Genomic DNA, 23376 nt, shown 5'->3' with positions numbered 1-23376 from the left:
CGGAATCCGCCGCGCGACCGCCCGGCGAGGAACCTGTCGCCGAGACACCCCACTAGAGTGACCCGACGATGACGACTTCACTTCCCGGCGGCGCGCGGATGGCCCGGCTCGCCACCCTGCGACGCGCCGCGGGACTGCTGAACGACTTCCGTTACGAACAATCCGATCCCGCGCGCTTCTACGGCGCGCTCGCCGGCGACACCGCTGACATGGTCGAGGCGTTCGTCCCCGACATGGGCGGATCTGTGGTCCTCGACGTGGGCGGCGGTCCCGGATACTTCGCCGACGCCTTCCGGGACCGCGGCGCGCACTACGTCTCCGTCGAACCCGATCCCACCGAAATGCACGCCGGTGGGCTCGAGCATCGCGGATCGGTCCGCGGCTCCGGCCAGGCCCTGCCCTTCGCCGACGGATGCGTCGACGTCTGCCTGTCGTCGAACGTCGTCGAGCACACACCGACGCCGTGGGAGATGGCCGACGAGATGCTGCGGGTGACGCGTCCCGGCGGCGTCGTCATCATCAGCTACACACTGTGGTGGGGACCGTTCGGTGGTCACGAGATGGGCCTGACGCACTATCTCGGCGGCCATCGGGCGGCCCGGCTGTACACCCGACGCCACGGTCATCCACCCAAGAACCTGTACGGCACATCGCTGTTCGCGGTCTCCGCCGCCGACGGGGTGCGCTGGGCCCGATCCGCGACCGGTGCCGGGCGCGCCGACCTCGTCGCGGCATTCCCCCGCTACATCCCGCGCTGGATGTGGTGGGTCATGCGCGTACCCGTGCTCCGGGACGTCCTCGGCACCAACTTGGTGCTCGTCCTGCGTCGACGCTGAAGTGCTCGGAGTCCGGTTGCGTCTGACTGAGCCCACTGCTGGTTGAGCCGGGACTGAGCGAAGCGAAGCCCCGAGTCGAAGCCACCTCCGCACCCAGCGGCCTGAACTACTCGGCGGCGAGGTCCGCGGTGCAGTTGAGGGTGCCGCCCTGACTGGTCGCGGCGGCCAGCTGTTCACCGTCGGCGAGGATGGCGCACGACACCGGTCCGCGGATCACGATGGCCGACATACTCGCGCGGGTTCCCTCGAGCTGCACCCGCTGGGACCACGGCGAGCCGATCGCCGGGATCACCGTCGGCGATCCCTGGCCGCGGGTGAACGTCAGCGCGACGACGTCCCCGTTGCCGGTCAGCTGGTAGGTGATGGTTCCGGAGCGCTGAGTCGTCGTCGTGGTCGACGTCGTCTCCTCGGTGGTCGGGGTGCTCGACGACGTCGTCTCGCTCGTCGTCGCCGGATCACTCGATTCGGTGGTCGACGATGACGCCGCGCTGGTGGAGTCGCCGTCGCCGGAGCGGGTGACCAGCACGACGACGAGACCCAGGACCACGAGTGCGATCAGGGCGACCAGCGCCAGCCCGATGGTCCGGCCCTTCGACCCGGAACCGCGGGGCGGTTCACCACCGGCCGGCGCGTCGTAGGGCGAGGCACCGTAAGGCGACCCGCCGGTGTACTGAGGGTCGGCGTACTGGGGTTCGGTGTAGGGACCCGGATACGGCTGACCCGGCTGATGCGGTTCGGTGTACGGCCCCGGATAGGGCTGACCGGCCTGGTGCGGTTCCGTGTAGGGACCCGGATACGGCTGCCCGGGCTGCTGCTCGGTGTAGGCCTGCGACGGCGGCGCCGACGGGTCGAAGTCCGGATCGAACTGACGGGTCTCCGGCGGACCGTTCCGCGGATCGTTGGGATCGCCCTCTGGTGGTCGGGTCATGCGGACGATTCTGTCATCCCGGACCGATCCCCGACCCGACCACCACGAACCTGCGTCAGATGTCGGCGATCGCCTCGAGCGGTCCGGTGCGCGCCGCGCGGACGGCCGGCCACAACGCGGCCAGCACCCCTACCACCGCCGACGCGATCAGCGTGATCGCGATGAGCGACCACGGGATCACCGGAGCGCCCAGGCCCCACTCGGCGAGCGTGCGTACCAACGCGACGCCGATGACGGTCCCGAGGAGCACACCCAGCACTGCGCCGAAGATCGAGATCAGCACCGACTCGAGGTAGATCGAGCGGCGCACCTGGGCTCGGATCATGCCGATCGCGCGCAACATCCCGATCTCGCGTTTGCGTTCGACCACCGACAGCGCAAGCGTGTTGATGATGCCGAGGACGGCGATCAGCAGTGCCAGCCCGAGCATCGCGTACAGCGTGCCGAGCATCTGATCGATCTGCGACGAGATCTGGCCCTTGAACTGATCCCGGTCCTGGATCTGCACCGTCAGGTAGTCCGACGTCGCATTCTCCAGATCGGTGCGCAGGGTCTCGAGGTCGGTGCCCGGCGCGGCGTTCACGAAGAGCGTGACGTTGACCCGCGCGAAGGGCGGGACCAGCTTCTCGTAGACGTCCGGACCCACGACCCACGGTTGCAGCGCCTCGTTGTCCGCGTAGACGCCCGCGATCGGGACCTGGACCTGCTCGCCCGTCGCGGACGTGAACGTGACCACGTCGCCGCGCTGCCAACCGTTCGCCTTGCCGGTCCGCTCGCTGATCAGCATCCCGTCGGCGGGCAGGTCCGACGACGCGCCGTCCTGCATGTCCATCACGGTCACGCTGTTCAGCGGGCCGCCGAGCGCCGAGAACCCGGTCTCCGACTTGTCGTCGACCTTGGCCTGGACGATGCCGAACGACACCACCTCGGCGACGCCGGGGACACCGTCGATCGCGCCGGTCACCGCGGGCGGCAGGGGCGACTGGTTGGTGCCGGCCACGATGTAGTCGGCCGTGATGCCGGCGTCGACGGCGTCGTCGACCGTGCCCTTGAACGACTGTCCGAGGGTGCCGATGATCGCGACCAGCATCAGCCCGAGGGTGAGCGCGAACGCCGTCGCGGCCGAGCGCCGCGGGTTGCGGACCGCATTGGTCCGGGCGAGGCGCCCGATCATGCCGAAGGGCGCACCGATGACCCGGCCGAGCACGCTGACGAACGGACGCGCGATCGCCGGGCCGATGAGGACGGCCGACAGGACCGCGCCCGCGGCGCCGGCACCCACCGTGATCGCGGGGCCCGCACCTTCACCCATTGCGCCGACCACGATCGCGGCGATCGACGCGACACCGATGACCGCGCCGATGATCGTGCGGTTGCGCAACGAGGCCGACCCCTCGGCGGCCGATGCGCGCATGGCCTCCACGGGCGGCACCCGGGCGGCTCGCGCCGCCGGCACCCATGCGCTGACCATCGTCACCACGACGCCGACCAGGATGCCGGCGAGGATGGCATCCGGACCGATCGCCAGCTCACCGTCCGGCAGGCCCGACGTCGCACTGGTGATGGCCTTCAAGGCGGCCGCCAGCCCGATGCCGATGGCGAGACCGAGCGCTCCGCCGAGGACACCGACGACGAAGGCCTCGAACAGCACCGAGCGCGAGACCTGGCGCTGGCTCGCGCCGACCGCCCGGAGCAGCGCGAACTCCCGATTCCGTTGCGCGACGATCATCGAGAAGGTGTTGTAGATGATGAACGTGCCGACGACCAGACCGATCGCGGCGAACGCCAGCAGGATGTACTGGAAGATCTGCAGGAACTCGTTGACCTGCGCCTTCTGGTCCTCGCGGACCTGGTCACCGGTGCGGACGTCGTAGAGATCGGCGTCGGCGCCGAGTGCGGAGATGATCCGTTCCTGCAACTGTTCCGGGGTGACCCCGGCGACGGCCGACATGTCGACGACGCCGACGTGCTCACCGTCGGTGAACAGGCGGGCCGACGTCGCGGCGTCGAACTGGGCGTTCACGTAACCACCCGTCGAGCTGGGCGCGTCGACGAGGCCGACGACGGTGACCTCGAGCGGCTCCGAGTTGCCCTGCCCGACGACGATCTTCGTCTTCGACCCGACCTTCAGCCCCGCGGCCTCGGCCGCCGAGGTGTTCAAGACGATCTCGCCGGCGTTCTCGGGCCCGCGTCCACCCGGCAGGATCCGCGACTCGTCCGGGTCGAGCGCCTCCGCCGGCGGGATGTAGGTGCTGCCCACGCTCGGGGCGCCACCGGTCTGGATGGCCTTGCCGTCGGAGTCGGCGACCGTGACCAGGCCATTGTTGTTGACGACGAGTTTGTCGATGCCGAACTGGGCACGCTGGTCGCGGAGCTGGTCCACGATCGTGTTCGGCACACCCGGCGACTGCCGGTCGGCCGGGGTCACCTCGACCGCGACACCCTGCGCCGCACTGTCGAAGATGTCATTGAAGGCCTTCGAGATGGACCCGGTGAAGACGATGGACCCGGCCACGAACGAGGTGCCGAGGACGATCGAGAAGAGGGTGAGGAACAGCCGGAGCTTGTGGGCGCGCAGGTTCCGTAGCGAGACCCGGCGCATCACCGTGGAGGACGCCACGGCTCAGAGCGCTTCGGCGGTGTCGGGCGCAGGCACGTTGTCGAGGTTCTTCATGACCTCGAAGACGTCGTCGGCCGACGGCCGGGACAGCTCCTGCACGATCTGGCCGTCGGCCAGGAACACCACTCGATCGGCGTACGACGCCGCGCGCGGATCGTGGGTCACGATGACGACGGTCTGCTTGAACTCGTCGGTCGCCGCCCGCAGGATCGACAGCACCTCGCCCGAGGAGCGGGAGTCCAGGTTGCCCGTCGGCTCGTCGCCGAAGATGATCGACGGCTTGCCGATCAGCGCACGAGCACAGGCCACGCGCTGCTGCTGACCACCGGACAGTTCGCTCGGCAGATGACCGAGCCGGTCGGTGATCCCGAGTCGGGCCACCACGGCGTCGAACCATTCGGTGTCGACGGTGCGGCCGGCGATGTCGACCGGCAGTGTGATGTTCTCCTTGGCCGTCAGCGTCGGCACGAGGTTGAACGCCTGGAACACGAAACCGATGCGGTCGCGACGCAGCATCGTCATCGCCTTGTCCGACAACGCCGTCAGGTCGGTGTCGCCGATGAACACCTTGCCGTCGCTCGCGACGTCGAGACCGGCGAGGCAGTGCATCAGCGTGGACTTACCCGACCCCGACGGCCCCATGATGGCGGTGAACTCGCCCTCCCGGAACGAGATGGAGACGCTCTTCAGGGCCTCGACGGCGGTGTCGCCGACGCCGTACCGCTTGGAAAGGTTGTCTGCCCCGGCAGCAACCGCGTGCTTCGGCGTCCCAAAATCATCGCCACCGTCGTCTCGAGCGGCCACATCAGTCGTCGTCATGCCCTCAACGGTGCCAAATCCTGCGCCGGTTGGCCATCAGGTAACACCCTGACCCCACCCTGACGGCAGTGACGTGGGGCACTGCTGCGGCCTCTACTTCGGGATCTGGACCTCGAAGGAGTGGAGGCGATTGGGCGATCCGACGTTGTCCGACACCACGAGAAGGGTGCGGGTGCGGGTCTTCGCGAACGGGTTGTCGGGGTGCCAGTTGCCCCAGGCGAGTCCCGACATGTTGCCGGTGAGCAAGTGGGGCGTCGCGGTGGTCGAGAAGATGCGGCGCTTGGTCATCGCCTTCTCGCGTCCGCTCAGCTTCTTCTTGTTCGTCACCGAGGTGGCGCCCCGGGTCGTCGTCCAGAAGATGTTCGACAGCTTGCCCGGGCCACGTTCGAGCACGAGGAAGTCCGTCGAGTTGATGGCCAGCACATCGGCGGCCACCTTGTTGGCGTCGGTGCGATAGACGAACTCGCGATTGGTCTTGCCGAAGGTCAGCAGACGGGCCGATCGTGCGGCGTCCTGCCGGAGTCCGCCGGCGGTCAGGACGCTGACCTGACCCTGGGGTCCGACGGCCACGCCGGTGAGTCCGAGCTGGCCTGCCAGACCCGACTTCGACGACGGGCGCCACACCGACGGGAGCGGAAGGTCGCGGAGGACCTGTCCAATGGGCCCGATCTGCCGGACGAACTGGTTGTTGCCGCCGCTGACGACGGTGTAACCGCCCGCGGACTGGCGGATGCCCTCGAACTGGGCCTGTCCGGGCAGCAACGGGAGGAACCACGGGCCGAGGACCGTGCCGCCGCCGTTGATCCGCGGCTGCCCGGTGAAGGACGCGGTCACCGAGGTGTACCCGATCGACGCCGTGAAGAAGCGAGCCGGGAGCACGTCCTCGGCGATCATCACGTAGTTGCCGTTACCGGTCCGATCGATACCGGAGATCCGGTTGACGGTGGGAAGCCCGCTCCCGATCGTCGTCGAATCCGTGAAGAACGCCGTGACCCCGGCCCCGGAAGACGGTGTCGCCGAAGCCGGTTGGACCGCGACCGACGACGCCAGTCCCAGCACGCAGGCAGCGGCGACCGAGGCGCCCCACAGACGTAGTTTCATGAGGGGCACGATACCTCAACCGTCACTTCAGACCCATCCGTACGTTCAGCCTCGGAACCGCGCAGCAAGGCCGCGTCAGGCCAGGCGCTGCTTCAGACCGTCGAGCTCGTCGCGCAACGAGCTCGGCAGCTTCTCGCCGACGAAGTCGAACAGCTCCTCGATGGACGGGATCTCCTCGCGCCACTCGTCGGGGTTGAAGGCGAGCGCCTCCGCGACGTCCTCCGCAGGCACGTCCAGGCCGCTGACGTCGATCGACTCCGGCTTCGCGACGATGCCGATGGGGGTCTCGACACCCTCGGCCTCACCCTCGATGCGCTCGATGATCCACTTCAGCACGCGGCTGTTCTCGCCGAATCCGGGCCACAGGAAGCGCTTGTCGTCGCCCCGACGGAACCAGTTGACGTAGAACACCTTCGGCAGCTTCGACTCGTCGGCGTTCTTGCCGATGTTCACCCAGTGCTGCAGGTAGTCCCCGACGTGGTAGCCCATGAACGGCAGCATCGCCATCGGGTCGCGGCGCACGGTGCCGACCTTGCCCTCGGCCGCGGCGGTCTGCTCGGAGCCGACGGTGGCGCCCATGAAGACACCGGTCTGCCAGTCGCGGGCCTCGGTAACCAGCGGCACCGTGGTCTTGCGGCGGCCGCCGAACAGGATCGCCGAGATCGGCACGCCCTTCGGGTCATCCCACTCGTCGGCCAGCGACGGGCACTGCGAGATCGGGGTGCAGTAGCGCGAATTCGGGTGCGCTGCCTTGTGATCGGACTCCGGCGTCCAGTCGTTGCCGAGCCAGTCGGTGAGGTGCTCGGGCGCCGGGCCGTCGATGTCCTCCCACCAGATGTCGCCATCGTCGGTGCGAGCGACATTGGTGTAGAGGGTGTTTCCGGCCTCGATGGTCTTCATCGCGTTCGGGTTCGAGTCGTAGCTGGTGCCGGGAGCGACACCGAAGAAACCGAATTCGGGGTTGATCGCGTAGAGACGCCCGTCCTCGCCGAAGCGCATCCAGGCGATGTCGTCGCCCACGGTCTCGGCCTTCCAGCCGGGGATCGTCGGCTGGAGCATCGCGAGGTTGGTCTTGCCACAGGCACTCGGGAACGCCGCGGCGATGTAGTACACCTTGTTCGCCGGGCTGGTCAGCTTGAGGATCAGCATGTGCTCGGCCATCCACCCCTCGTCGCGGGCGATGACCGAGGCGATGCGCAGGGCATAGCACTTCTTGCCGAGCAGCGCGTTGCCGCCGTAACCCGATCCGAACGACCAGATCTCGCGGGTCTCGGGGAAGTGGGTGATGTACTTCTCGGTGTTGCAGGGCCACGGCACGTCGGCCTGGCCGTCCTCGAGCGGCGCACCGACGGAGTGCAGCGCCTTCACGAAGAAGCCGTCCTCGCCCAGGATCTCCAGGACGCGGGGGCCGACGCGGGTCATGATCTTCATCGACAGCACGACGTACTCGGAGTCGGTGATCTCGACACCGAGCTTGGGATCGTCGGAGTCCAGCGGGCCCATGCAGAACGGGATGACGAACATCGTGCGACCGCGCATGCTGCCCCGGTAGAGCTCGGTCATCGTCGAACGCATCTCGGCGGGATCGACCCAGTTGTTGGTCGGGCCGGCGTCCTCTTCCTTCTCCGAGCAGATGTAGGTCCGCGACTCCACGCGGGCCACGTCGGCGGGGTCGGAGTTGGCGAGGAAGGAGTTCGGCTTCTTCTCCTCGTTCAGCTTGACCAGGGTGCCGGCCTTCACGAGGTCGGCGGTGAGGCGCTCCCACTCCTCGTCACTGCCGTCGGACCACACCACCCGGTCGGGCTGGGTCAGCTCGGCGACCTCGGCCACCCAGGCCAGCAGTCCCGCGTGCTTCGTCGGAGCGCTACTCGGGTCCAGTCCGGGAATGGTGGCTGCGGTCATCGTTGGGGCCTCCTCCGAGGTGGTGGCCGCTTGAATGGCCACCTGTCAGGTCGTCTCGCGGTCAAGGATACGTCCACCGAGCGGGCGTTAGGTCACGGGGTTCGCCAGGTGCGGTCTATCCCACACCCGACGGACAGGTGACGAAAGTCCCTGGTGATCGCGCGCGCTCGGTCTCGGCGCGGAGCAGTCCGGGTCGGGCGCCGGTCACGTGTCAGCCGATTCGTCCCGATCCGCCGGAGATCCACTGGCCGGTGTCCGGGTCGAGAACCGCGGAACGGAACTCGCCGTCCGCACCGATCTCGGTGATCTTGTCGACCTGCCCGTCCCGATCGCTGTCCGTGTACACCGTAAAGCCGTCGGGCCCGTTGCGGGTGAGCGAATCGTTGATGCCGTCGTTGTCGGTGTCCACCTCGGCGGGTCCGAGATCCCAGATCCGGCCGTCGTCGTGCATCCACAGGTGATCGTCGAGATCGTCGGACGCCGGTGTCTCGTGCAGTGCGGCCACCGAGTCGACCGAGTGCGGGTCGGCGCCCTCGGCCGCGCCGAACGGCGAGGCCTCCTCCGGGCGGGCCGGGTCCGGAAGGTCGTCGGGGAACATCGGGTCCATCGAGATCACTGCTTCCCGTCGTCGTGGCCGGCCCGGGCGACCCCGGCCGTTCCGTCGTCATGCCCTCGGTCACCCCGACGTCCCGCCGGATCATCGGATTCCTCACCCGGGTCGTCGGTGCGGGAGGCGTCCGCCCAGAGCGATTCCGACCGCGCCACCAACTCACGGCGGATCTCCGCCGCGCGCTCGCGACGGGTTCGAGCGTCGCGGACCCCGACCCCGCTGCGCAGTCGGCGGATCTCCTCGTCGAGGCGCGCGACCTCGGCCGCCACCTCTCGGTTCCGGCGTTCGTGCGCCCGGGCGATCTGGCCGGCGATCCGGGTCTCGGCCGCGGTGACGCGCAGGGCGAGCTGGTGATCGAGCGTCGCCCGCGCCTCGGCGAGGAGCTCGGCGGTGCGCGCCTCGCGATCGGAACGCTCCGCAGCACTGCGCCGGACACGGATCACCCACGCCGCCACCGCGACTCCGAGGATCAGGGCGAGCGGCATGCTGACCCACTGCAACGTCTGGACCGACTCCATCGGTGCGACGACGAGGCGTCCCACACCCAGACCGGTCGAGGCCCCGAGGACGACCACCAACGCGTCTTCGGCGCCTGCGCGCCGCGCCCGGCCGCGCGACCGCTCGGTGTGGAGGGGTACCGCGGGCCAGTTCTCGTCGGCCGACGGCTCCGCGTCCAGGCCCACCAGGGCGGTCGACCGGACCGCGTCGACGCGCTCGTCGGCGCGACGACGGACGCCGTCGGCGAGGGCGGCCCAGCCGGTACGGGCCCATGCGCCGTACGCAGAATCCGCGGCGGGAGCGTGGCCGGCGGCGGACGCCGCCAGATCGCGCACCCCGGCGTGCAGTTCCGCCGACGTCTGCGAACGGACGCGCGCGAGTCCGGCGCGTACCGCCGCCAACCGGTCCGGGCGTCCGCGGTCACGTGCGGCGACCAGTTCGCGACGCGTGGCCAGGAGATCGTCGACGGCAGCCTGTGCGGACGCCGATTCGTCGACGCCGCCCGTCGGCGCGCCGAGGAGATGCTCGACCGCCCCGAGGCCCGCCGCGAGCCTTGCCCGCTCGGCGCGGAGCACGCCCGGCGCGTCAGTCGTCTCACGCAGCCACTCCACGAGGGCGTCGATCCCCGACTCGTCCACCGCACCCTCGAGGGCCGCGACCGACGACACCCCGAACAACGGCAGCGTCGCGAACGGGTCGAGGACGGCCCGGTGGGCGCGCACGGTCCGCGGCCACTCCCAGAACGCGTCGATCTTCGTGCACACGATCGCCACGATCCCGACCTGCGCGCGCATCTGCTCGACGAGGAGACGTTCCTCCTCACCGACCGACGACGACGGGTCGACGACCACGACCGCCGCACCGGCCGACGCACGCGAGCGCCCGCCGCGGGCGACGATGTCGAGGTCCGGGGCGAGCGCCCGGCAGGCCTCGACCAGCGTGCGGACGCCCACTCCGTCGGTCCCGACGACCAGCACGTCGGTGCCCGCGTCGACCCCGATGGCGTCGAAGCCGGTCAGCTCCCGCGCGGCGGCGAGTGCCGTGTCGGTCATGTGCCCGCTCCTGCCCCGGCCAGAAGTCGCTCGGCACCGGCGCGGTCGACGCCCGCCGCGGCCGCCTCCTCCAACCGGGCGCGCAACTCGACCTCACGCCAATGCCGAATCCGGTCGACTCGCTCCCCGATCGGTCCCGCGAGATCAGGAACGCCGCTGGCGTCGCGGAGCGCCCGGCTCAGGGCCTCGGCGTTCGCGGCCACGGCGGAACGGGACTCGATGAGCGCGAGCGCGGTGTCGATGCCGAAGGCGTCGAGCCGGCGCAGCAACCCCTGCCGCATCAGCCGTTCGTCGGAACCCGGACGTCCCACGAGGAATCGGCCGGCCATCGACGGCATGCCGACGCCCGCGGCCGCCATCGTCGCCAGCGCGGCGAACTCGGCATCGTCGAGGTCGGCGCAGGCCAGCAACTGCGAGACCGGGTACACCGGCGTGTCCAGACGCCCTGCACACGACGCCGCCACCGCGACCGCCGCATCCCAGTCGCCGTGCGTGTCGGCCTTCCCGAGCACCACGAGCAGCCGGTCGGCCGGGAGGGACGCGAAGAGTTCGCGGTCGGCGCGCCGCGGCGGCCCCGCCAGGACCAGAATCCACAGATCGGTGTCGGCGGCCCCCTGCTCGTCCTCACCGGGCCCGATCACGGTGAGCGACAGCCGTTCTCGCAGCGCACGGGCCATCGTGTCCCGACCGGTCCCGGGCCGGCCGACGACCTGGACGTGCAACGGACGGAGGAAACGCCGGCCCGCACCGGCCAGGACGGGCACGAGCGGCGACACCGGGTCGACGAGGTCGACGAGTCGTCCCTGCTCGGCGGCCGTCCACAACTCGCTCCCGGCGGGCACGCCACGCCGGCCACCGTTCACCGGTGCCCCCACCCCAGCCTCCTCGCCATCCGACCCCTGCGCCTCCCACGACCCGCGTCCACCGCACCGCCACCCCGGGCATCGGCGCACGTGAACCGCGACAGGGCCGAGAATAATCGGGATCCGGGCGAACGGCGGAGACGGCTCCACATCCCCTCGCGGGGCCGGACGGGTCCGCGTCCGCACCGCTGCCGTCCGGGCCGCCGTTCCCCCGCGACTTCGCCGCAACGACACGATGCGCAACGATGGACGCGTGAACAACAGCCCCGACAGGTCCCGGTTGTACCCCCGCGTGACGAGCTTCCGCTTCCGCCGCGGCACGCTGACGACCGGTCAGCAGCGCAACTGGGAGACCCTGTGGCCGGTGCTGGGCCGCGACCTCGAGATCGGGCCGGAGCGGGTCCCCGAGCCGCAACTCGACCTCACCGAACTGTTCGGGCGCGAGGCCCCGAAGGTCCTCGAGATCGGCAGCGGTACCGGCATCTCGACCGCCGCGATGGCCGAGGCCGAACCGGATGTCGACGTCGTGGCCGTCGAGGTCTACAAGCCGGGCCTGGCCCAGCTCCTCGGCCTCGTCGACCGCAACGGCCTGACCAACGTCCGCCTGATCCGCGGCGACGCGGCCATCGTCCTCACCGAGCTCATCCCGTCGTCGAGCCTCACCGGTGTGCGGCTGTTCTTCCCCGACCCGTGGCCCAAATCGCGTCACCACAAGCGACGCTTCGTCCAGACCGGCACACTGGAACTGATCGCGGACCGGCTCGTCCCGGGCGGGGTGCTGCACATCGCGACCGATCACGCCGGTTATGCGGAGTGGATCGCGGAGGCGCTCGCCACCCAGGACGCCGACCGCCCCCACGTCGTGCCGTTGACGCGGGAGTCGCCGATCTCGCTGCAGCGGCCGACGACGAAGTTCGAGGGACGCGCGGAACGCGAGGGCCGCTACGTCAGCGAGTTCGTCTACACGCGGCCCATCCCGCCGGCCACCTCGACCGGCGACACCCCGACGGGAGCCCGCCATGAGTGACCACAGCCCGACCGGCTTCGCCGACACCATCTCCGGCCAAACGGGGACGCGCCGCATGCTGCTGGTGTGGGACGCACCCAACATGGACATGGGCCTCGGCGCCCTGCTCGGTGGACGCCCCACCGCCGCGCACCGTCCCCGGTTCGACGCCCTGGGCCGGTGGCTGCTGCAGCGGACCGCAGATGTGTCCGCTCTCACCGACGGAGGCGGCGCGGTCGAGCCCGAGGCCACCGTGTTCACCAACATCGCCCCTGGTAGCGCCGACGTCGTCCGGCCGTGGGTGGACGCTCTCCGTAATGTCGGTTTCGCCGTGTTCGCCAAGCCGAAACTGTCCGACGACAGCGACGTCGACTCCGACATGCTCGACCACATCGAACTTCGCAGGCACACTGTTGGACTAGCCGGCGTGATAGTGGCGTCCGCCGACGGTCAGGCATTCCGCGAACCGCTGCTCGAGGTGGTCGGCGACGGGGTGCCCGTCACCGTCATCGGGTTCCGCGAGCACGCCAGCTGGGCACTGAGCACCGAAGAACTGGAGTTCATCGATCTCGAGGACATCCCCGGCGTGTTCCGCGAGCCGCTGCCACGCATCGGCCTGGACTCCCTGCCGGACGAGGGCGCCTGGCTCACACCCTTCCGCCCGCTCAGCGCACTATTGCGCTGACTGCGGCGTCGCGGCCCTGCCGAGGTCGTCGGGCGGCGGTCCGCGACCCGGCATCCGACGCCGACACGGGTGTGCCCGCACGTGCCCCCGAGGCCCACGCCTCAGGGATCACTCAGGCAGCACTGTCAGGATCTTCCGGGAAACTGACAGAATCGCCACCGGCGCCCCGAGACGACGGCGCCGAACAGGCCCGACCAGTCGTACACGAAAGGACATCGCGTGTTCCGGTTCATCGGCACATTCGTCTACCGAATGCGCTTCCTCGTCATCGCGGTGCTCATCGCGATGATGGCCGGACTCGGGCTGTACGGTCTCGATCTCGGCAAGCACCTCAGTCAGAGCGGCTGGTTCGATCCGACGTCGGAGTCCGACACCGGTGCGCGCTACGCCGACCAGGCGCTGGGGCGCGACCACACGTCCGACATCATCCTGCTGGTCACCCCGCCGGAGGGCACCCGCGTCGACGACAAGGCGTTCGGCGCGAAGGTCGAGACGTTCGTCGAGGACCTCATCGCGACGCACCCCGACATCGTCGGACGCGCCGATCCCGGTCTATACGACCCGTTCCTCGTCCAGCCCGCGCAGAGCACGCTGCAGGAGCGGCTGTTCACCGAGGACGGCAGACACGCCTTCATCAGCATCGGCGTCGCCGGCAACGACGACACGACGGTCCTCAACAACTACAAGACCATCGAACCGTTCTTCGAGGACATCCCCGAACGCTTCGATCTACCCGGTACGACCTTCGAACTCGCCGGCCTGCAACCGGTCGCCGGATCGATGGCCGAGGGCATGGACAAGGACATCCACCGCGCCGAGGTCCTCGCGCTGCCGCTGGTGGCGATCATGTTGTTCTTCGTGTTCGGCGGCGTCGTTGCCGCCTGCCTGCCCGTCCTCATCGGTGGTCTGACCATCGCCGGTTCGCTGGGCATCATGAAGATCCTCGCGCTCACCACCGAGCTCAACATCTTCGCGCAGTCGGTGGTCACGCTGATCGGTCTCGGCATCGCGATCGACTACGGCCTGTTCATCGTGTCGCGTTTCCGCGAAGAACTCGGTGAAGGCTATTCGACCAAGGCCGCGGTCCGAAGAACCGTGATGACCGCCGGTCAGACGGTGGTCTTCTCCGCGACGATCATCGTCGCCGCCCTGGCGTGTCTGCTGATCATGCCGCAGGGGTTCCTCAAATCCGTCGCCTACGGCGCGATCGCGTCGGTCTCGCTGGCCGCGATCCTGTCGATCACCGTCCTCCCGGCGATCCTGGGCATCCTCGGACCCCGCGTGAACATGCTGTCGATCAGCACGGTCATGAAGTACACCGCCGTTCCGCTGGCCCGGCGCTTCTCCGGCGAGGAACGCGCAGCGGCCATCCAGAACCGCTTCAGCGGTCGCATGAAGACCAGCCAGGAAGTCGAGAACGGCTTCTGGGGCCGACTCGCGACGTGGGTGATGAAGCACCCGGTCAAGACCGCGGTTCCCACCGTGCTCCTGTTGCTCGCGCTGATCATCCCGTTCGGCAGCATCCAGTTCGGCGGGATCAGCGAGAAGTTCCTGCCGCCGGACAACCCCAACCGGGTCGCGCAGGAGAAGTTCGACGAATACTTCCCGAGCGAGCGAACCGAGGCCATCAAGCTCGTCATCATCTACGACGAGTCGAGCCAGGCCGACCAGAACAAGCTCGATGCGATCGCGCAACGCGCCGACGCGGTGCCCGGCTTCACCAACAAGTTCAGCGACGCCGACAAGTCCGACTTCGGGTCGTTCGACGCCGAGCGGTACCCGAACGTGGGCGTCTACCAGGTGTCGGCTGGTCTGGTGGACCGGAACACCGCCGCCCAGGCGATCGAGCAATTACGCGCGATCGACACCGAGGGCCTCACGATGTACGTCTCGGGTACCCCGGCCCTCACCCAGGACTCGATCGACGCGCTGATGCAACGGCTCCCGCTGATGGCGGTCATGCTCGTCCTCATCACCGGCCTGCTGATGTTCCTGCAGTTCGGTTCGATCGTCCTGCCGATCAAGGCCGCGCTCATGACGGCCCTGGGTCTCGGTGCCACGCTCGGCATCCTGACGTGGATCTTCGTCGACGGTCACGGCGCCGAGCTGGCCAACTTCACCCCCGGCCCGCTGTTCGCAGCGGTGCTCGTGCTGATCATCGCCATCGTGTTCGGCCTCTCGACCGACTACGAGGTGTTCCTGCTCTCCCGCATGGTCGAGGCCAGACAGAAGGGCGCGAGCACCACCGAGGCGATCCGCAGCGGCACCGCGCACACCGGCGGCATCATCACCGCGGCCGCCGCGATCCTGGTCGTGGTCACCGGCGCGTTCAGCCTGTCCGAGATCGTGATGATGAAGTACATCGCGTTCGGCATGATCGCCGCGCTGATCCTGGACGCCACGGTGATCCGCATGTTGCTCGTCCCGTCGGTGATGAAGCTGCTCGGGGACGACTGCTGGTGGGCACCGCGGTGGATGCGCGTGGTCCAGCGCAAGATCGGCCTCGGCGAGACCGTCCTCGACGACGAACCCGACGAACAGCGCGACGCCGGTGCCGGCGCCCGCCCGATGAGTGCGGGCACCGTGGTGGCCGAGGCGCCGACCTCGGTGATGGCCGCGGCACGCAGGCAACCGGTCGCCGCCGGCGCGGTCCCCGCCCGAGGTCGTGTCCCGGGCGCCGTCGGTCGCCCCGCCGCACCGGCACGGCCCGCCCCGGACCGACCGCTCACCAACGGTCGCCCGACGGGTCAGGCCCCCGACCAGCGCACAGGTCCCGGTCCCACCCCGACTCCGCCGTCCCCCTCGGGTCCGCCGCCGACCACCACCGGCCGCCCGGGTACTGCGCCGACCCCGCCGCGCACTCCGCCGGCGCGCGTCGGACCGACGCCCGTGCCCGGTGCCCGGGCCCCCGAACCGGCCGGACGCCGTCCCGCGACGCCCTACCGCCGCTCCACCGTGTCGAAGGGTGATCGTCCCGACACCGGCGGCTGGAGCCTCGGCGAGGGTGGCATCCGACTCGGTGACCCCGCACCTCGCTCGGAGAACGGGGACCGTCCGGCGGTCACTCCCCCGTCCGCCCCGCCACGGGTGCCGGAGACCGGGCGGCCGAATCCCGGAACCGCCCGGCCGACGCCGGAGCCGACCGGCCAGCGCTCACCGCTCGGACGCCGGCCCACCCTCGACGAGACCGGTCGTCGCCCCCTGGCCGCCTCGGTCAGCCCCGAGACCTCGACCCCGTCGTCTCGGAGTCGTCGCAGCAACGGTCCGTCGCCGATGGAGCGCGGACTCAGCGCCGATGCGACCCCGGCCGCCGCGCGGTCCGACGCCGGTCCCGCCTCGGGTGAGCAGGATCGCCCGGCCGACGAGTCGAACCGCCGCCGTCGCCCGCGTACCGACCGGCACGCCCGGTCCGACGAGACCGGTGACGACGGCCAGATCAGCGTCCAGGAACTGCTGAAGCGGAGTCGCTCACAGAAGTGACCGCTCGGACCCCCGTTCGCGGCCACGGGTCTCGTAAGCGGATTGATCGCGAGTCATGCTGGTCAAGTCACCCAAGCCGGCAGACGCGCCCGCGAGCGGTTCGCTGACGACCTCGGGGCTCGCCGTCAGCGAGTGACCCGGCGGCACCCGCCACCGTCGAACACGGCCTGGCCGAGGACTCAGTCCTCGTCCAGGCCGTGTTCGATCACGTAGCGGGTCAGTTCCACGCGGTTGCCGAGCTGGAGTTTGCGCAGCGTCGCCTGGACGTGGTTCTCGACGGTCCGGTGACTCAGGTCGAGGCGCCGCGCGATCTGCTTGGCGCTCAGTCCTTTTGCGACCAAACGCAGCACCTCGGTCTCACGCTCGGTGAGCGCGGGCGCGGCGGGTGCGGCGTCGGGCTGCTGGGACATGCGCCGGTACTCGCCCAGCACCAGCCCCGCGAGACCCGGGGTGAAGACCGCCTGGCCGTCGGCCGTCGCCCGGACCGCGTCCACCAGTTCTTCGCGTGACGACGACTTCACCAGATAGCCGCTGGCCCCGGCCTTCACGGCCTCGAGAACGTCGTCGCGCTCACCCGATGCGGACAGCACGAGGATGCGGGTCTTCGGCGAGACCTCCAGGACCGCCGTCGTCGCCTCCGTACCGGTCCCGTCGGTCAGCTGCATGTCCATCAGGACCACATCGGGGGTGACGGCGGCCGCACGTCGACCGGCACTGCCCACGCCGTCCGCGGTGGCGACGACGTCGAATCCCTCGTCGGCGAGATCGCGGGCCACCGCCTCTCGCCAGATCGGGTGGTCGTCGACGACCATGATCCGCAGCGGCGCCCGCCCCTCGTCACTCCGGCCTGCACTCATACTCGATGCTCCCCTTCGCCTTTCAGCTCTCGTACCGCGGGACGGTGAACTCCCATTCCGTACCCGCACCCGGTTCGGTGTCGAGGCGCGCGGCGCCGCCGAGGGATTCGATCCGTCCGACGATCGACTTCGACACCCCGACGCGTCCCTGCGCAACCGCCTCGGCGAGCCGGCCGTCCGGGATGCCGATCCCGTCGTCCCGCACACTCACCACGATGTCCCGCCCCAGATCCTCCACCAGGATGTACGCACGCGCACCGGGACCGGCGTGGTTCACGACGTTGTCGAGCGCGTTGACCACCGCCGCGCGGATCTCCGCGCCCCTCTGCGCTGACACCATGACCGGGTCCGCGGGAGCACTCACCGACACCCGCGCGTCGGCGAAGACGCGCAGGGCGGCGGCGAGATCAACGCTGCATTGCGCATCGGTATCGGCGGCGACGGGTTCGTCCGTGTCGGAGATCAGCCGACGCAGCGTACGCTCCTGCTCCGCCGCGAGGGTGGCGAGTTCACCTGTCGGACCGCCGATCTCGCGTCCGCGACGCGCGATCAGCGCGAGCACCTGGAGTACCCCGTCGTGCACCTCACGGGAGAGCCGTTCGCGTTCCTCGGCAGCCGCGGCGATCCGCGCCGCCCGGGACAGCTGGTCCTGGACCCGACGCGCGTTCGCAGCCGCGAGCCCGACCGCCATGCCGGTCGCCACGATGACGATGATGGTCGCATTCCGACCGAAGTCGAGGTTCAGTTCGCCCTTCACGAAGGTGCTGGTGCCGCCGATGATCAGCCCCGACACGATCCCCCCGACCGGGCCGGTGAGGATCGCGACCGAGATGACCGCGTTGGTGGCCCACAGCGTCGTCGGCCAGGTCTGGTTGTTCCACGCCCACTCCGCGCCGGCGACATACGACGTCGACAACATCAGCGCGCAGACGACGAGCACCTCGGCACCGACCCACACCCGGTTGCGCGCGAACCCGACGAAGTAGCCGATCCCGCTGACCAGCGTCCACGCGGAGAGCAGGCCGAAGAGCACCCAGGCGACGCCGCCGCGGTCGAGGTCGGGATTGACGGCGATGTGGAAGCCGAGTGCGTACAGATAGGACAGCAGCCGGAAGATCTGGGCGCCCCGCCACAGCGGACCGACCGGGTCGTCGTCGATGACACGTGCCAGACGATCCGGATCGGTGTCCCGGTCCGGCGGGCCGACCTCGAGCCCCGGCCACCGGCGCGTCACGTTCCCGCGCCCCGACCGTCCCCGCCCCGGTCACTGCCCTCGCGGTCGGTCTCGACCTCGTCCCGGCGACCATCCGCCGGGCGTTCGGATCCTGGGTTCCCGGCCTTCGAGGGGGTGCCGGGGGCCTCGTGTGCGAGCGTCTCGGCCGCGGCGTCGGGGTCGTCGGTGTCCCACGCCGGTGAATCCGGCTCGGCGACGACCCCCGGGCGCCCGTCCACGGGCTCGGTCGAGTCCCCCTTCAGGCGTCGGATCGCGGTGTTGAAGAACGCGATCAGGGGCACCGCGAGCAGACCACCGATGATGCCGGCCGACACCAGGCCGGCCGCGATCCCGAGCACCACCGCAACCGGATGCAGGCGCACCGACCGCCCAAGCAGGAACGGTTGCAGCACATGGCTTTCGAGCTGCATGACACCGACGACGATGGCGAGGGCGACGACCGCGGCGATCCAGCCCTGGGTCACCAGGGCGACGAGCACCGCCAGCGTGCCGGTGACCAGGGCACCGACGATCGGGATGAAGGCGCCCAGGAAGACCAGCGAGGCCAGCGGAAGCGCCAGGGGCACTTGCAGGATGGCGAGTCCGATCCCGATGCCGCAGGCGTCGACGAAGGCCACCGCGACGGTCGCCCGGACGTACCCGACGAGTGTGCCGAAACCGGCGATACCCGCCTCCCACACCCGATTCCGATTGGTTTCTGGGATGAGCTTGACCGAGAACTGCCAGATCTGACCACCGCCGTAGAGGAAGAAGATCAACAGGAACAACGTCAGCAGGGCGCCGGTGATGATCTCGCTGGCCGTGGTGGCGGTGGCCAGCGCACCACTGGTGACACGGTCCTGGTTGTGCTGGATGAAGTCGAGCGTGTCGGTGCCGAAGTTGCGCACCTGGTCCCGATCGAGCCCGAGAGGCCCGTTGATGAGCCATTCCCTGGTCTTCTCGACGGTCACGGTGACCTGCTCGGCGAGTTCGGGAACACCGTCGATGAACTCGCGGACCACGAAGGTCATGACGGCGGCGAGCAACCCGATCGCGACGACGAGGTTGACGATCACCGCCAGCGAACGCGGCAGACCGCGCCGGTCGAGTGCGTCGACCCCGGGAACCAGCATCGCCGAGATCAGGATGGCGAGGGCGACCGGCACGAGGACTTCCTCGAACTCCCGGAACAGCCTGGTCGCGACGTAAGCGGCCGCGACCAGGAGCAGTAGCCGCCACGCCCACTCCGCCGCCGCGCGTACCTGCGGATGAACCTTCGCCCGGTCGATGGACGCGAGGTCCCGGGCGTCGCGCGGCCGGTCGGCTCGTTCGGCTTCGGTCACGAGAGTCACACTAGTGCTGCACCGCGGGGACAGGACGCCGTACACACCCCCGATTGCGCAGGTCGCCGACGGGGGTCGTCACCGACATCGGCCCCCCTACCCTAGGGTGGCACGTATGTCGTCGGAGGATGTTGGCTCGCCGGGGGGCGCGGCAGCCCCGGTGACCCGTCCTCGGTTCTGGTGGGTCCGATGGGTCCTGCTCACCGTCGTCCTGGTCATCCTCGCCGTCGAAGTCGTTCTCATCTGGCCCGAACTGCGGGGCGCCTGGCTGCGTATCGGTGAGATCGAGTGGCACTGGGTCGCGGCGTGTCTCGTCGCCGCGATGCTGTCGATGGACAGTTTCGCCCAGGTCCAGCGCGCACTGTTGCGCTCGGCGGGCCTGCGGGTCACGCAGTGGAAGTCCCTGTCGGTCATCCTCGCGGCCAACTCGCTGAGCCAGACGATGCCGGGCGGCCAGGTCCTCGCCCCCGCGTTCACCTATCGGGAAACCCGCAAGTGGGGTGCGACACCGGTCATCGCGTCGTGGCAGGTCGTCATGTCGGGCCTGCTCGCCGGCATCGGTCTCGCGGTGCTCGGGTTCGGCGGCGCCCTCCTGGCCGGAGCGAAGACCAGCCCGTTCTCGGTCGTCTTCTCCGTCGCCGGGTTCCTCGCGGTCGCGGTGGTCCTGCAGTACCTGGCCAGTCATCCGGAATCGTTGAAGAGCACCGGGATTCGAGTCCTGGGTTGGGTGAATCAACTCCGGAACAAGCCGGAGGACCACGGCACCGAGAAGTTGTTCGAGACCCTCGAACAGCTCCGGGCGGTGCAACTCACCAAGCGCGACACCTCGGTCGCATTCGGCTGGAGCCTGTTCAACTGGGTCGCCGACGTCGGGTGTCTGATGTTCGCCTGCTGGGCGGTCGACGCCCACCCGAGCATCTCCGGACTGATGGTCGCCTACGCGGCGGGCAAGGCGGTCGGCTCGGCGATCCCCCTGCTGCCGGGCGGCATCGGCGTCGTCGACGCGGTGCTCGTCCCCGCGCTGACCAGCGCCGGGATGCCCGCCGCCGACGCCATCACGGCGGTCCTCATCTACCGGCTGATCAGCTATGTGATCGTGTCGGGCATCGGCTGGGTGGTCATCGGTCTCATGTTCCGTAACCGCATCAAGCGCGACGACACGTTCATCGACGAGGTCGAGCGGGACGCCGACGCCCTCGAACGCTCGGCCGACGACCCGTCGCCCACGACGCCCGACGGTACGGCGCTTCCCATCCCGCCGCCGGATGGTGTCGAACCGCCGCGCCCGGGGGCACCGCCCACGGACGGACCCGACAACCCGCAACGAGGGGACTCCGCACGAACGTCCGACACCGATCCGCCGTCGGACCCGGTACGGTAATCCACCATGCTGAGCTCGAAGACGGACCGGGGCTCCGACGCGACGGCGGAGACGGGGTCCTCGCCGGCGCGCGGAACGGCGACGGGTCCCGTCGCCGCCCTGTTCGACGCCGTGGCGATCACGGTCTTCGTCCTCATCGGCCGGGCCAGTCACGAAGAAGGCTATGCGCTGACCTCGGTGCTGCACACGCTGTGGCCGTTCCTCGCCGGCTGTGCGGCCGGCTGGTCGATCACCTACGTCTACGCGCATGTGCGGTCGAGCGACTTCTTCGGTCACGACTTCCGGCCGGACCGGGTCGTCCCGGTCGGTCTCGTCATCTGGTTCTGCACGGTGACCGTCGCGATGATCCTGCGCTTCATCCTCAGCCAGGGCGTGGCGGTCAGCTTCGTCATCGTCGCGGCCGTGGTGCTCGCGCTCTTCCTGCTCGGCTGGCGAGCCGTCTTCGCCTACCTCGGTCGTCGCGCCGCCGCCTGACGACGAGAGTCGCGAGCGTTCGCAGACCTACTTGATCGTGAAGTACTTCTGCGCGACCTGGAGTGCAGCGGTCCCCGACTTGGGTCCCTCGGTGTAGATGACGACGACCTGACCGCCCTGGAGCCCCACGAACCAGCCGGGCCCCTCGGGGCCGTTGGTGCCGACGAGGGCACGCAGTCCCGGCGCGCGGGTGAGGTCACTGGCGTCGCCGGTGGCGGCTGTGGTGGTCATCGCCTGCAGCACGGGCCGGACGACGGCCGGATCGAGCCCGCCGAGCTCGCCGCCCGCGATCTTCGTCGGCACGTTTTTCAGCACGAACGGCGGCACCGACGAGGACTGCCCGGAGGCGCTACGCGCCATGGCGACACCGAAGGCGGCCATGTTGGTCATCGACATCATGCCCGAGCCGGGACGGTAGTCGATGGTCGCGATCCCGGGACGGTCAGCGGTCGGAACGCTCGCACCGGGCACCGTGAACTGGACGCCGAGCCCGAGCCGGTCGAGCAGTTCGTCGCCACGCTGCTGGTCCGACCCGACGGCTCGCCCGATCGCACCGAAGACGGGATTGAGGGTGGTGCCGACCGGATAGGGCTGGTCGAGGTCGACGCCGCTGTCGATCGCGTACGAGTTCTGCGCCATCCCGGTGATCGCACCGGTCTGCGCGTCGAGGGTCATGATCGTCGCGGGTTGACCGACCTCGACGGCCGCGTCGCCCAGGGACAGCTGGACGCCCTGGTCCATCGTGGTCGGAACGTCGGGTCCGGGAGGACCCTGCTCACCGGCCAGCTTGCGGGGCGCGGCACCCGGACCGAGCATCTCGACCTGCCACCCGGCGGTGGCGTCGCGGATGGCCTGCCAGTAGTTGGTCAGCCCGTCCTCGAGGGGGGAGGACAGGCGCCGGTCCGCCATCACCAGCTGGTCGGACCGGTTGACCACGACACCGGGGACCCGACGCGGGTCGCCGGCCAGCACCTCCATGTCGGAGTCCCGCAGACCGACCGCGGTGATGGCCCGGCCCGGCGTGGCCTCGAGCTTCTCGCGGATGACCTGTCCGGTGATCAGCGGCGCGATGGGCGCGATCACCCTGGCGAGGGCCCGGACCGAGGCGTTCAGGTCGGAGGTGCGGGCTGGGTCGAGCACGATCTCGTTGACCGGCTGGGCATACATGAAGATCCGGCCGGTCCGGCTGCGCACGGTCGGCGCCGGCTTCGCGTCGGTGCGGATCTCGCGCAGCGTGCCACCGGCGGCGAGGCCGGCGTGCAGGATCGCGGGGTCCCAGGTGACCTTCCACCCCGACGACAGCTTCCGCGCGGTACCACCGCTGGTCGATTCGAACACGCGGCCCTTGTCCCAGTTCCACGTGGTCGTGACGGAAAAGGTCGCGGTCCCGTCGCTGTATTCGACCGGATTCTCGACGTCGACGTCGACGCGTTGGGCATCCATCTGTCTCAGAGTGGTGGTGAGACTGTCACCGGCTTGTCCCGGTGCGGTGGTGAACGTGGCGGCCCCGCCGGCGTCCTGGCGGCTGAGGGCGTCGGCGAATGCGTCGATGGCGGCAGCGGCGCCCGTGTCGGTCGAACCGGCGAACCCACAGGAACTCACCATGACCGCGCACGTGACCGCGGCACAAGCGGCTGTCGTCGCGCGCTTGACCCAGATCTTCATGACGACAATTTTCACTCGTGTAACACTCGAAATCGACGCCGCC

The 23376-nt window shown here is 69.6% G+C and carries 18 protein-coding genes; 6 read left to right on the top strand and 12 right to left on the bottom strand.

The window, feature by feature from the left end; all coding sequences use genetic code 11:
* Positions 1 to 68 precede the first annotated feature (68 nt).
* Complete coding sequence (locus Q9R39_RS10910) at positions 69 to 836, top strand: class I SAM-dependent methyltransferase (RefSeq protein ID WP_058252233.1); 768 nt, start codon at positions 69 to 71, stop codon at positions 834 to 836.
* A 106-nt stretch (positions 837 to 942) separates the two neighbouring features.
* Here Q9R39_RS10910 and Q9R39_RS10905 read toward each other — a convergent pair whose 3' ends face one another.
* The 8 genes from Q9R39_RS10905 to Q9R39_RS10870 all read right to left on the bottom strand — a co-directional run bounded on the left by Q9R39_RS10905 (position 943) and on the right by Q9R39_RS10870 (position 11241).
* Positions 943 to 1764 carry a hypothetical protein gene (locus Q9R39_RS10905; protein WP_311277467.1) on the bottom strand — a complete coding sequence of 274 codons (822 nt, stop codon included), beginning with the start codon at positions 1762 to 1764 and terminating at the stop codon, positions 943 to 945.
* Between the two features lie 55 nt (positions 1765 to 1819).
* Positions 1820 to 4366 (bottom strand): FtsX-like permease family protein, encoded by a 2547-nt coding sequence (locus Q9R39_RS10900; protein ID WP_311277518.1) that lies wholly within the window; start codon positions 4364 to 4366, stop codon positions 1820 to 1822.
* 21 nt (positions 4367 to 4387) lie between these two features.
* Entirely contained in the window at positions 4388 to 5203 is an 816-nt protein-coding gene (locus tag Q9R39_RS10895; RefSeq protein WP_058252235.1) for an ABC transporter ATP-binding protein, read from the bottom strand.
* A 93-nt stretch (positions 5204 to 5296) separates the two neighbouring features.
* A complete protein-coding gene (locus Q9R39_RS10890) occupies positions 5297 to 6304 on the bottom strand; it encodes an esterase-like activity of phytase family protein (RefSeq protein WP_058252236.1) in 1008 nt (335 codons plus the stop codon).
* A gap of 75 nt (positions 6305 to 6379) precedes the next feature.
* The gene (locus tag Q9R39_RS10885) at positions 6380 to 8206 is read right to left on the bottom strand and encodes a phosphoenolpyruvate carboxykinase (GTP) (RefSeq protein WP_058252237.1); all 1827 of its coding nucleotides are present in this window, start codon (positions 8204 to 8206) and stop codon (positions 6380 to 6382) included.
* 211 nt (positions 8207 to 8417) lie between these two features.
* On the bottom strand, positions 8418 to 8822 hold the full coding sequence (locus Q9R39_RS10880) for a DUF6802 family protein (protein ID WP_396275656.1): 405 nt from the start codon (positions 8820 to 8822) through the stop codon (positions 8418 to 8420).
* Positions 8819 to 10366, bottom strand: coding sequence for a hypothetical protein (locus Q9R39_RS10875; RefSeq protein WP_311277466.1), 1548 nt, complete (start codon positions 10364 to 10366; stop codon positions 8819 to 8821). Before Q9R39_RS10875 ends, Q9R39_RS10880 begins: the two co-directional genes overlap by 4 nt.
* A complete protein-coding gene (locus tag Q9R39_RS10870; RefSeq protein ID WP_311277465.1) occupies positions 10363 to 11241 on the bottom strand; it encodes a hypothetical protein in 879 nt (292 codons plus the stop codon). Before Q9R39_RS10870 ends, Q9R39_RS10875 begins: the two co-directional genes overlap by 4 nt.
* Positions 11242 to 11464: 223 nt before the next feature.
* Here Q9R39_RS10870 and trmB point away from each other — a divergent pair, with 223 nt between their 5' ends.
* From trmB to Q9R39_RS10855, 3 genes are all read left to right on the top strand, one after another.
* On the top strand, positions 11465 to 12256 hold the full coding sequence (gene trmB, locus Q9R39_RS10865) for a tRNA (guanosine(46)-N7)-methyltransferase TrmB (RefSeq protein WP_311277464.1): 792 nt from the start codon (positions 11465 to 11467) through the stop codon (positions 12254 to 12256).
* Positions 12249 to 12920, top strand: a complete 672-nt coding sequence (locus tag Q9R39_RS10860) for an NYN domain-containing protein (protein WP_058252241.1) — start codon at positions 12249 to 12251, stop codon at positions 12918 to 12920. Before trmB ends, Q9R39_RS10860 begins: the two co-directional genes overlap by 8 nt.
* Positions 12921 to 13139: 219 nt before the next feature.
* Positions 13140 to 16400 carry an MMPL family transporter gene (locus Q9R39_RS10855; protein WP_058252242.1) on the top strand — a complete coding sequence of 1087 codons (3261 nt, stop codon included), beginning with the start codon at positions 13140 to 13142 and terminating at the stop codon, positions 16398 to 16400.
* A gap of 179 nt (positions 16401 to 16579) precedes the next feature.
* Here the strand turns inward: Q9R39_RS10855 and Q9R39_RS10850 are convergent, their stop codons facing one another.
* Genes Q9R39_RS10850 through Q9R39_RS10840 form a run of 3 tightly spaced genes read right to left on the bottom strand, consistent with a single transcriptional unit; the run spans position 16580 to position 19813 of the window.
* Entirely contained in the window at positions 16580 to 17257 is a 678-nt protein-coding gene (locus Q9R39_RS10850) for a response regulator transcription factor (RefSeq protein WP_058252243.1), read from the bottom strand.
* A 22-nt stretch (positions 17258 to 17279) separates the two neighbouring features.
* On the bottom strand, positions 17280 to 18491 hold the full coding sequence (macS, locus tag Q9R39_RS10845; protein WP_265968529.1) for a MacS family sensor histidine kinase: 1212 nt from the start codon (positions 18489 to 18491) through the stop codon (positions 17280 to 17282).
* Entirely contained in the window at positions 18488 to 19813 is a 1326-nt protein-coding gene (locus Q9R39_RS10840; protein ID WP_265968531.1) for an AI-2E family transporter, read from the bottom strand. The genes macS and Q9R39_RS10840 overlap by 4 nt, the downstream gene beginning before the upstream one ends.
* A gap of 115 nt (positions 19814 to 19928) precedes the next feature.
* Between Q9R39_RS10840 and Q9R39_RS10835 the strand changes: the two genes are divergently transcribed.
* Together Q9R39_RS10835 and Q9R39_RS10830 are read left to right on the top strand one after the other, a co-directional pair.
* On the top strand, positions 19929 to 21194 hold the full coding sequence (locus Q9R39_RS10835; protein WP_159371612.1) for a YbhN family protein: 1266 nt from the start codon (positions 19929 to 19931) through the stop codon (positions 21192 to 21194).
* A 6-nt stretch (positions 21195 to 21200) separates the two neighbouring features.
* Positions 21201 to 21668 carry a DUF3054 domain-containing protein gene (locus Q9R39_RS10830; RefSeq protein WP_058252246.1) on the top strand — a complete coding sequence of 156 codons (468 nt, stop codon included), beginning with the start codon at positions 21201 to 21203 and terminating at the stop codon, positions 21666 to 21668.
* A 27-nt stretch (positions 21669 to 21695) separates the two neighbouring features.
* Here Q9R39_RS10830 and Q9R39_RS10825 read toward each other — a convergent pair whose 3' ends face one another.
* Entirely contained in the window at positions 21696 to 23333 is a 1638-nt protein-coding gene (locus Q9R39_RS10825) for an NTF2-like N-terminal transpeptidase domain-containing protein (RefSeq protein WP_311277463.1), read from the bottom strand.
* Positions 23334 to 23376 lie beyond the last annotated feature (43 nt).

Origin of the sequence: Gordonia sp. AC31 (assembly GCF_031844505.1) — a bacterium.
GTDB lineage: Bacteria > Actinomycetota > Actinomycetes > Mycobacteriales > Mycobacteriaceae > Gordonia > Gordonia hongkongensis.
This window is presented reverse-complemented; position numbering and strand designations above follow the sequence as displayed.

What these genes read in the sequence shown, in the direction of transcription:
- Q9R39_RS10910 (WP_058252233.1), top strand. Translation starts at nt 69, where the DNA reads ATGACGACTTCACTTCCCGGCGGCGCGCGGATGGCCCGGCTCGCCACC.
- Q9R39_RS10905 (WP_311277467.1), bottom strand. Translation starts at nt 1,764, where the DNA reads ATGACCCGACCACCAGAGGGCGATCCCAACGATCCGCGGAACGGTCCG.
- Q9R39_RS10900 (WP_311277518.1), bottom strand. Translation starts at nt 4,366, where the DNA reads ATGCGCCGGGTCTCGCTACGGAACCTGCGCGCCCACAAGCTCCGGCTG.
- Q9R39_RS10895 (WP_058252235.1), bottom strand. Translation starts at nt 5,203, where the DNA reads ATGACGACGACTGATGTGGCCGCTCGAGACGACGGTGGCGATGATTTT.
- Q9R39_RS10890 (WP_058252236.1), bottom strand. Translation starts at nt 6,304, where the DNA reads ATGAAACTACGTCTGTGGGGCGCCTCGGTCGCCGCTGCCTGCGTGCTG.
- Q9R39_RS10885 (WP_058252237.1), bottom strand. Translation starts at nt 8,206, where the DNA reads ATGACCGCAGCCACCATTCCCGGACTGGACCCGAGTAGCGCTCCGACG.
- Q9R39_RS10875 (WP_311277466.1), bottom strand. Translation starts at nt 10,366, where the DNA reads ATGACCGACACGGCACTCGCCGCCGCGCGGGAGCTGACCGGCTTCGAC.
- trmB (WP_311277464.1), top strand. Translation starts at nt 11,465, where the DNA reads ATGCGCAACGATGGACGCGTGAACAACAGCCCCGACAGGTCCCGGTTG.
- Q9R39_RS10860 (WP_058252241.1), top strand. Translation starts at nt 12,249, where the DNA reads ATGAGTGACCACAGCCCGACCGGCTTCGCCGACACCATCTCCGGCCAA.
- Q9R39_RS10850 (WP_058252243.1), bottom strand. Translation starts at nt 17,257, where the DNA reads ATGAGTGCAGGCCGGAGTGACGAGGGGCGGGCGCCGCTGCGGATCATG.
- Q9R39_RS10835 (WP_159371612.1), top strand. Translation starts at nt 19,929, where the DNA reads ATGTCGTCGGAGGATGTTGGCTCGCCGGGGGGCGCGGCAGCCCCGGTG.
- Q9R39_RS10830 (WP_058252246.1), top strand. Translation starts at nt 21,201, where the DNA reads ATGCTGAGCTCGAAGACGGACCGGGGCTCCGACGCGACGGCGGAGACG.
- Q9R39_RS10825 (WP_311277463.1), bottom strand. Translation starts at nt 23,333, where the DNA reads ATGAAGATCTGGGTCAAGCGCGCGACGACAGCCGCTTGTGCCGCGGTC.